Origin of the sequence: Acidiphilium sp. PM (assembly GCF_000219295.1) — a bacterium.
In the GTDB taxonomy this organism is placed as follows: domain Bacteria; phylum Pseudomonadota; class Alphaproteobacteria; order Acetobacterales; family Acetobacteraceae; genus Acidiphilium; species Acidiphilium multivorum.
Genome location: NZ_AFPR01000482.1, coordinates 1 through 8,056, shown reverse-complemented (window position 1 = coordinate 8,056; position 8,056 = coordinate 1). Strand labels below are relative to the sequence as shown.

The window sequence follows — 8,056 nt, the reverse complement described above, 5'->3', positions numbered from 1 at the left end:
TAGCGTGATACCGTGCTTGCGTGCCATCCGCGCCAGTGTCTCGATGCCGCTGTGCAGGAGCTTGCTGTCGGTCGGATGCGTCACGGCCTTTGGCTGGACCGTGGTATCGATGGTGACCCGCTTGTAGTGCTTCTCCGCCACGGCCCCACCCCGCTCGGCGGCCGCCAGCGTCTCGGCGAGCAGGGCCTCCATCCGCTCGGGCCCGATCCGTTTGCGCCAGCGCGTCATCGAGGATCGGTCAAGCGGCAGCGTGTGCTGGAAATGCGTCTCGCCGCAGAATGCCTGGACATACGGACTGTCGAGATAGCGCGCGCAGATCGCTTCGTCGGACAGCCCATCCATGTGCTTGAGAAGATGCAGCGCCACCATCAGGCGGGTCGGCAGTGCCGGACGTCCCGCCGCCTCGGCGTAGAGTGAGCCGAAGCGTTCCTCGAAAACCCGCCAGTCGATCAGCCGGGCCAGCCGCACCAGGGGATGCCGCTGGTCGATGATGTTCTCCAGCCGCGAGCGGAACAGTTCGAGATCATCCTGCGAGGCATTCAGCTTCGGCGGCATTCTTTCCTCCACGCCAAACGCATGATGTTCGACATCAAAGGGAGAGAATCACGATCGCGACCACCGCGCAACGCTCCAACGGTTTTGCAAGGTTTTCCCCTCAGCTCGCCCAGACCCTGCAAATCCCAATATTGCCAGCCACCAAAACATCGCCCCCAGATCAGCAAAGTTCGATTTTTCACGGGTGACTAGGTGCCTGAAGCTATATTCGCAGCGGGGCCTTGGAGCGAGAACTCCAGATATGAATAATTCGAGTTTCCTGGAGAACTCATCGTGGTTCCAAGGAACGCAGCCTCGCCACCCATACCGCTGAAATTTGAGATGTTGGCGGTATTCGTAAAGAAGTCGGCGTACGTATTCGACTGTCCCTGATTATTGGTGTTGTCGAAATTCAACTGCCCTGAGTATGTGAAGGAAGCCAGTGCATCTACGGCCGATGGCGCAGGCTGGCTTGCAGCGTTTATGAAGTTGGTGCCGCCAATCTTACCGGTCGTTGTGGTCCAGGCCGTTACTAGCCAGGTCGGATTATAAATATCCGCCCGCGCTATTCCCGTGAGGCCGAGGAGCACCACGGCTCCATGTAACAGATATTTGCGGACGCTAGACATGTTCAATCTCCAAACGTTTGAGAAATCATGCCATGTATGACCACGGACACTTCATACATTGAAGTGCGTTCAATGATTACGCAAAAATTGTGCCGTATTTGCAATATTAATAAAATCAAACAGATATCGCGTCTCATTTTATGAGACGTAAGGAATTCCGACAAAATATTATTTCATTTTATACTATGGGTTGAAATCGATTCAATACTATACTACAGGTTGATTACATTGCGTCGCTGCTATTCGTTCATTCGATATCAAAATCTTCAGAAAATTCTCGATACAAGCATCATTCTTAAGTAGTATTCGCCCAGTTTACTCTGTCAGACCATCGCTCCAGCACGAATATTTGCTCGCTCGCAAAAACGTAGCAGGCCATTTCGGAATGGAGTCGGAGCGTCTTTGATTGAAAGTTGAATGGTTGGGCCATACGTGATTCCTGGCAGGTGTTCGAAGCCTTGCCTGAGACACTGTGTGGACGCCAACCACCCGTGCGCAGCATAGCCGCAACGGGCTACGCTATGGAAGTAACGTGACCGACTAGGAGTGGCTGCTCCTGTCGCCTTTCCTGCCCGCCCCGAGCTCATGCGGCCGGCATCGGAAGTGGAAGATGCGCGAAATTGTCAATGCGATCTTCTACGTACTGCGTGGCGGGATTGCATGGAGCCTGCTGCCGAAGGATTTTACGCGTTGGCCCACGACCTATCGCTGGTTTGCTGGTTCCGCAACGACGGCACCTGGGAGCGGATAAACCATCACCTTGATGCTCGACCGCGAGAGGACGGGTCGGGGCGCGAGCCACACGGCGGCTGTGATAGATAGTCAGAGCGTCAAGACGACCGAGAGCGGCGGCATCCGGGATACGACGCAGGCAAGAAGATCAAGGCTGCAAGCGTCACGCCACGGTCGATGTCGACGGTCGGGCGATCAAGCTCCAGGCCCATTCGGCGGCCATCCAGGGCCGTGATGGAGTGGGGTTCCTGCTGGGGTCTGGTCCACTTTTGGTGGAGTGGGTGTTTGACACATCGCCCGCAGTATGTTGTGGCAAATAATGTTGTGTGCAGGATATGCGCATGATATATGCGCATATCCTGCACACTTACTTCTGGAGGAGCAGCGGATGTCTATGCCACAACCCAGCGACCGCACTGTGGCTTCTTCGCGGCGCGCAACCAATGTCACACTGCCCGCAGCATTGCTGCAGGACGCCCGGAGCCTTGGCATCAATCTGTCGCAAGCTTGCGAACAGGGCGTGGCAACGGCCGTTGCCGCGGCCCGGAGACAACGCTGGCTCGATGAAAACCGTGCAGCATTTCAGGCGTGGAATGAGCATGTCGAGTCGCACGGCTTGCCCTTGGCGGCATACCGGCAGTTTTGATGGCACGGTTCGATGTGCACCCTATGCCCGGAGGCAGACCGGGTTACGTACTCGACGTTCAGGCCGATCTGCTCTCGGAATTGGCGACGCGGGTCGTTGTCCCGCTCCTGCCGGCAGAGATGGCGCCAAAACCCTTCAGCGACCTCAATCCAGTGTTCGAGGTTGACGGCACGCGTCTCGTCATGATGACGCAGGCAATCGCCAGCATCCCACGGCGCGAGCTGAGTCAGCATATTTGCTCGTTGGCTGCGGAGCGCGACAGCATTACCCGCGCCCTCGATGTCCTTCTCATCGGGTTCTAACCCGATTTTGTTCGTGCGCTCCGATAGCATGTAACACGAGTTGATGGAGGTTCCGCCAAGATAGTTGCTTATAGGCCGGGTAGCTGACGAGCGGCTTTTTTCCAAGGTAATTGGTCGGGCCGAAGCCTCGTGGCGAAAGCTCTTTGCGCGGTTGAACGGTCCAGTTCCAGGGCATCTAAAACGGGATCACGCACTTGCCCGTAGATCTTTTCGCGCACGATCAAGAGCGCACCTTCATCATATCGATCCAATGGCGACACGCGAGCCGGGCGCATGCTGGAACCGACTTCCGAACGGTTTGCGGCCGGCCAGTTCAACACCCGATCACATTACACTATGCGGAATAAGATGCGGAGCAAGCGCCACGGCGCCGATGGATGCGGCGGCAGACCGATCACGGCACCTTGTATCCAGAGCGGCCAAGCAGAGGTGCGATCGTTTCAACGAGCCAGTCGACAAAGACCCGCACGCGCGGCGAAAGCTGGCGATGATTCGGATAGATGACGGAAATCGGAGTGGGACTGGGCTGGAAGTCCTGGAGAATCTCCACGAGTGCTCCGGTGTTTAGATCATCCTTGAACCGCAAGCGCGGCGCCTGCACCAGCCCCATCCCGAGGCGCGCCGCAGCAGCACTCGTGTCCGCTCCATTAACCATGACGCGAGCCGGCAACGTCCTCTCGACCTTCACGCCATCGACCATGAATTCCAGCGGCAAGGGCTGGCCCGTGCGCGAGGAGACGAATCCGACCATGAAATGCCCGTCCAGCTGATCCGGCGTTGCTGGCACGCCATGTTCGCTGAGATAGGCGGGGCTGGCACAGATGATCTCCTCCAACACGCCGAGATGCCGGACGATCATATCGCTATCAGGAAGAGTGCCCGCTCGCACGACACAATCAACCCCTTCGCGTACCAAATCGACAAAGCGCTCGCCCTCACCGATATGCACCGTCACGGCTGGATGCAGAGCTAGAAAGGTCGGTAGTGCCGGCAACACGATGCGCGCCAGCGTGCCGACCATGTCGACGCGCAGCAGCCCTGCCACGGCACCGCTGGCCCCCCGGTCCGCATCCTCGAGATCGGCAAGGATACCAATGCAGCGTCGGTAGTAGGCTTCACCCTCGACGGTCGGCTGCACATGCCGTGTCGAGCGTTGCAGCAACCTGGTTCCCAACCTCTTCTCCAGCGCGTTGATCGTGGCGGTGGCTGCCGGTCGGGAGATGGAGCAATCCGCCGCCGCAGCGGTAAAACTGCCACGATCGACGATACGGACGAATAGCTCGAGGGCGGCGAGGCGATCCATGGTCATTATTCTGTCCTGCAAAACAAAGTCGTCTGCAACAGCGGCCTTATTCCGTCGGGCGGGCGGGCTAAATCCGTAGAACCGGAACAGGAGACCCTCATGCCCGCACAATCTCATATCGCAATCGTCACCGGCGGCAGTCGGGGCATTGGCCGTTCGACCGTTGAGGCGCTCGCCCGGCGCGGCGTCAGGTCGATCTTCACCTATCATCGCAGACGGGCAGAAGCAGATGAGGTGGTCGCCGCAACCGAGCGGGCAGGCGCGCGTGCCGCAACCTTGCAACTCGATACGGGGAATACCGCGACCTTTCCGGCCTTTGTCGCCGAACTGCGCAGGATTCTGGCCGAGTGGGGGGTGGAGCAGTTCGACTATCTCATCAATAATGCCGGAACGTCCCACCACGCACCGATCAGCGATATCACCGAGGCGGATTTCGATGCGCTGTTTCGGGTGCACGTGAAGGGCGCTTTCTTTCTTACACAGGCCGTGCTGCCGCTGATCGTCGATGGCGGCCGGATCGTGAACGTCTCGTCGGCGCTGACCCGCGTGGCCTATCCAGGCAGTACTGCCTATGCGTCGATGAAAGGTGCTGTTGAGGTGATGACGAGATACATGGCGAGGGAACTTGGCGCCCGGCGCATTACCGCCAATGTCGTCGCTCCCGGCGCGGTGCAGACCGATTTCAGCGGCGGCATCGTGCGAGACAATCCCGAGGTAAACAAGCGCATTTCAGACCTGACAGCGCTTGGACGGGCGGGTTTGCCCGATGATATCGGTCCGATGATCGCTGCCCTCCTGTCGGAGGACAATCGATGGATCAATGCGCAACGCATTGAAGCCTCCGGTGGGATGGTGATCTGAGGTCGGGGCTCTCCGACCGATACCACGACGGGGTATGGCGCAGGGAAGCGCGCCACGCTCTTTCACGCGAATCACAAGCCATGATTGGCACGTTTCCCGGATGCGTCATCTTCACGCGCATCAAGGGTGAGACAATAATGGAGTTCCTGATGCGCAAGATAGGTCTTATCGGAGGTCTCGCGCTCCGGGCGGGTATTTTCTATTACGAGCAGATCCAAAAAAGGTTCGCCGCGAGCCAAGCTCCACTGCAACTCGTCCTCAGCCACGCAGACGTCTTGCGGGTGTTATCTTATGTAGCCGCAGAGGACAGGATTGCTCTTGGCGCCTATCTCGGGGGCCTGGCCAATGAACTCGCCGATGCCGGGTGCGAAATCGTCGCCATTTCCGCCGTCGCGCCTCATATCGCCATATCGGACATAACACGTGTGGCCCGTGTTCCCCTGATCAGCATATTGGATGCCGTTCCCGCCGGACTTGCTGCCGCCGGGACAGATCGCGTTGCTGTGTTCGGCAACCGTGCTGTCATGCAGACGCGCGTCTTCGGAGCCGTTGCGAAACAACGGGATATCTCGCTGGACAGGGATGTTCTCGATTGGGTGCACAATACGTATGCCGAGATCGCCATTCACGGGAAACGGGCAACGCAGCCTGAAATGACGGAATTCAGCAGACTGGCCAATCGGCTTTTGCAAAGGAAGAATGCGCAGGCAATTCTTCTAGCGGGAACCGATCTGTCGTCGTTTTATGCGGAACATCAGCCGGATTTCCCACATATCGATCTGGCTCAGCTTCACATCGACCAAATCGTTCGTCATGCTCTGGCCTGAGAGTGCGCCGCTTTTTCCTGTATTTCCTCTCTCAGGGTGCTGGCCACCTCTTATCCGAGGAGATTTATTCATCTGCACGCCCATATCCATGGCGATCATATCGGCTGAAACACGATGCTAGCAGGTTATCGCCGGGTGCCGACCTTTCCCAATGCCCGGCACATCTTCCCAGCAAGGGAATACTTGAAACACAACCTGCGATGAGAGACCGAATTGAGAAACAGGGTGGCGTTGCAATGATCGGCACAGGTGACATTCAGGCTGCGGAGAGATTGATTCGGCCGCACATACGACGCACGCCGGTTCTGGCCTGCAATGGGGTTGATTTCGGTCTAGCCTCACAGCCGATCACTCTCAAACTCGAATTGCTGCAGCATGCCGGCTCCTTCAAGGCACGGGGCGCCTTCACAAACCTGCTGACAAGAGAAATCCCGACGGTCGGCGTGGTTGCCGCTTCGGGAGGAAACCACGGTGCCGCCGTGGCTTATGCGGCGATGAGGCTCGGAATCCCTGCGCGCATCTTCGTGCCGGCGATCTCGTCTCCGGCCAAGATCCAACGCATCCGCGATTTCGGCGCCGAACTTGTCGTCGGCGGCGAAGGTTATTCCGATGCGCTGGCCGCGAGCGAGGCATGGATCGCAAATAGCGGTGCCCTTGCCATCCATGCCTTCGATCAACGCGAAACGTTGGTCGGACAGGGTACGATTGCGCTTGAAATGGAGGAGCAAGTGGCTGGGCTCAATACCCTGCTGGTCGCTGTCGGCGGTGGTGGGCTGATCGGAGGGATCGCCAGTTGGTATCACGGGCGCATCAAGGTCGTGGGCGTCGAGCCCGAATCATCGCCAACCCTGACGAGGGCGCTCGCCGCCGGCCGACCGGTTGATACCGAAACCGGCGGAATTGCGGCAGATTCGCTGGCACCGAGGCGGGTCGGCGATCTGGTCTTCCCTATTGCCCGTGATCATGTCGCCGACGTCGTTCTGGTCGGGGATGACGCAATCGCCGATGCCCAGCGTCGCTTGTGGAAAGTGGCGCGCGTGGCCGCTGAGCCAGGCGGCGCTACGGCTCTCGCCGCTTTGCTCTCCGGGCGCTACCGACCTGCACCAGATGAGAATGTCGGTGTCATCATTAGCGGGGGCAACACCACCGCGGTATCCTTTTGAGGAGCGTCCATCATCGTCGCACTCCCTTCCCTGAAACCTGCTCGCATGGCAGGTCGCCGGGCGCGACGCATCCTGTGGGCATTGCTCACCCATTCACGCTGAATCTTCACGGTCGGATTCAGGATCGGCCTCCGGCCGGCCTGTCTTACGGATCCGATCGAGGCTGATCCTGGTCTCGCGGATCGCGGCGTCGGCTGCCGCCATGACCTCCTCCAGATCGCTGAAGTCGAACGCGAACCGGGGCAGAACGCCACCGGATGGCGCTGGCGGAAGGTCGCGGGGAAGGGGGCGGCGCAGTCCGAAAAAACACTCCGTCCACCTCACACGTCATCCCGATATCCTTCCGTATACCTGCACACCTGGCGGTGCGTAATTGATCCTGGACAGCCAATGTATATCTAGACGTTAGGTGCCTAAACATCTGCTTTGGCTTGTACGCTATCCGTAACGTTCCAATCCGCTATCGGCCCTCATGCCAACTGCGTCTCAGCGATCAACTCAGCCATCAATTTTTCCGCCGGAAGGGCGCGGGAACGTGGCGCATTGACCAGGAGGTGTATGCGGCCAGTTGGGATAACGGCGAAGGCGCCCACCTCGGCGGAGGGCGCTGGAACAGCAGAGGCGTGCGCGCAGTCTATTATTCGCTAGATCCGGCGACGGCGATTCTCGAGGTCGCCGTGCACAAGGGATTTGGCATACTCGACACATCCCCCACACGCTCACGGCAATAACCGTGGACGACCCGGCGCAGGTTTACGTTGTGGACCGCCGCATGGTTCCAAACCCCAACTGACTTCGTCCGGGTATACCGGCGGCTGGCCAGCAGAAATTCGGGGACGAACTGTTGAGGCAACATCGGTGTTTTCTGATCCCGAGCACCGTGTCGACGTATAGCTGGAATCTGATCTTCCTCGGAGAAGCAGACTAGTCCGGCTATACGATCAGGCATCAAGAGCGCTTTGCGCTCGACCCGCGCCTCCACCGCCAGCCAGCCCCTGATTCCCGGGCCTGCGCAGGGCGCTGAGTCCAGCGTCGGGACAGCGGAGCCTATCACCGCTT

General features: G+C 58.9%; 9 protein-coding genes and 1 pseudogene. 7 read left to right on the top strand and 3 right to left on the bottom strand.

The window, feature by feature from the left end; genetic code table 11:
- Positions 1 to 555, bottom strand: a 555-nt coding sequence (locus APM_RS15025) for an IS5/IS1182 family transposase (protein WP_007424231.1), incomplete at its 3' end; no start/stop codon positions are given.
- 188 nt (positions 556 to 743) lie between these two features.
- Positions 744 to 1,163, bottom strand: a complete 420-nt coding sequence (locus tag APM_RS20600; protein ID WP_218060465.1) for a hypothetical protein — start codon at positions 1,161 to 1,163, stop codon at positions 744 to 746.
- 472 nt (positions 1,164 to 1,635) lie between these two features.
- On the opposite strand from APM_RS20600, the pseudogene APM_RS20595 reads away from it, so the two are divergent.
- The 3 genes and pseudogenes from APM_RS20595 to APM_RS15020 form a co-directional block, all read left to right on the top strand.
- Positions 1,636 to 2,134: pseudogene (locus APM_RS20595) on the top strand (IS5 family transposase); the annotation flags it as partial.
- Positions 2,135 to 2,289: 155 nt separating this feature from the next.
- Positions 2,290 to 2,541, top strand: a complete 252-nt coding sequence (locus APM_RS20590; protein WP_138919222.1) for a type II toxin-antitoxin system CcdA family antitoxin — start codon at positions 2,290 to 2,292, stop codon at positions 2,539 to 2,541.
- Positions 2,541 to 2,843, top strand: a complete 303-nt coding sequence (locus tag APM_RS15020; RefSeq protein ID WP_039888936.1) for a CcdB family protein — start codon at positions 2,541 to 2,543, stop codon at positions 2,841 to 2,843. Before APM_RS20590 ends, APM_RS15020 begins: the two co-directional genes overlap by 1 nt.
- 394 nt (positions 2,844 to 3,237) lie before the next feature.
- Here the strand turns inward: APM_RS15020 and APM_RS15015 are convergent, their stop codons facing one another.
- Positions 3,238 to 4,146 (bottom strand): LysR family transcriptional regulator, encoded by a 909-nt coding sequence (locus APM_RS15015; protein ID WP_012039898.1) that lies wholly within the window; start codon positions 4,144 to 4,146, stop codon positions 3,238 to 3,240.
- A 99-nt stretch (positions 4,147 to 4,245) separates the two neighbouring features.
- Between APM_RS15015 and APM_RS15010 the strand changes: the two genes are divergently transcribed.
- The 4 genes from APM_RS15010 to APM_RS23155 all read left to right on the top strand — a co-directional run bounded on the left by APM_RS15010 (position 4,246) and on the right by APM_RS23155 (position 7,728).
- Positions 4,246 to 5,007: an SDR family NAD(P)-dependent oxidoreductase gene (locus APM_RS15010; protein ID WP_007424227.1), complete on the top strand. Its 762-nt coding sequence runs from the start codon at positions 4,246 to 4,248 to the stop codon at positions 5,005 to 5,007.
- A gap of 137 nt (positions 5,008 to 5,144) precedes the next feature.
- Entirely contained in the window at positions 5,145 to 5,834 is a 690-nt protein-coding gene (locus APM_RS15005; RefSeq protein WP_241763172.1) for an aspartate/glutamate racemase family protein, read from the top strand.
- 236 nt (positions 5,835 to 6,070) lie between these two features.
- Positions 6,071 to 6,997, top strand: coding sequence for a threonine/serine dehydratase (locus tag APM_RS15000; protein WP_039888935.1), 927 nt, complete (start codon positions 6,071 to 6,073; stop codon positions 6,995 to 6,997).
- A 554-nt stretch (positions 6,998 to 7,551) separates the two neighbouring features.
- Positions 7,552 to 7,728: an RES domain-containing protein gene (locus tag APM_RS23155; protein WP_206740701.1), complete on the top strand. Its 177-nt coding sequence runs from the start codon at positions 7,552 to 7,554 to the stop codon at positions 7,726 to 7,728.
- The last annotated feature ends 328 nt before the right edge of the window (positions 7,729 to 8,056 follow it).

Coding starts and splice junctions, on each gene's coding strand:
- APM_RS15015 (WP_012039898.1), bottom strand. CDS start 4,146: ATGGATCGCCTCGCCGCCCTCGAGCTATTCGTCCGTATCGTCGATCGT.
- APM_RS20600 (WP_218060465.1), bottom strand. CDS start 1,163: ATGTCTAGCGTCCGCAAATATCTGTTACATGGAGCCGTGGTGCTCCTC.
- APM_RS15020 (WP_039888936.1), top strand. CDS start 2,541: ATGGCACGGTTCGATGTGCACCCTATGCCCGGAGGCAGACCGGGTTAC.
- APM_RS15005 (WP_241763172.1), top strand. CDS start 5,145: ATGGAGTTCCTGATGCGCAAGATAGGTCTTATCGGAGGTCTCGCGCTC.
- APM_RS15000 (WP_039888935.1), top strand. CDS start 6,071: ATGATCGGCACAGGTGACATTCAGGCTGCGGAGAGATTGATTCGGCCG.
- APM_RS20590 (WP_138919222.1), top strand. CDS start 2,290: ATGCCACAACCCAGCGACCGCACTGTGGCTTCTTCGCGGCGCGCAACC.
- APM_RS15010 (WP_007424227.1), top strand. CDS start 4,246: ATGCCCGCACAATCTCATATCGCAATCGTCACCGGCGGCAGTCGGGGC.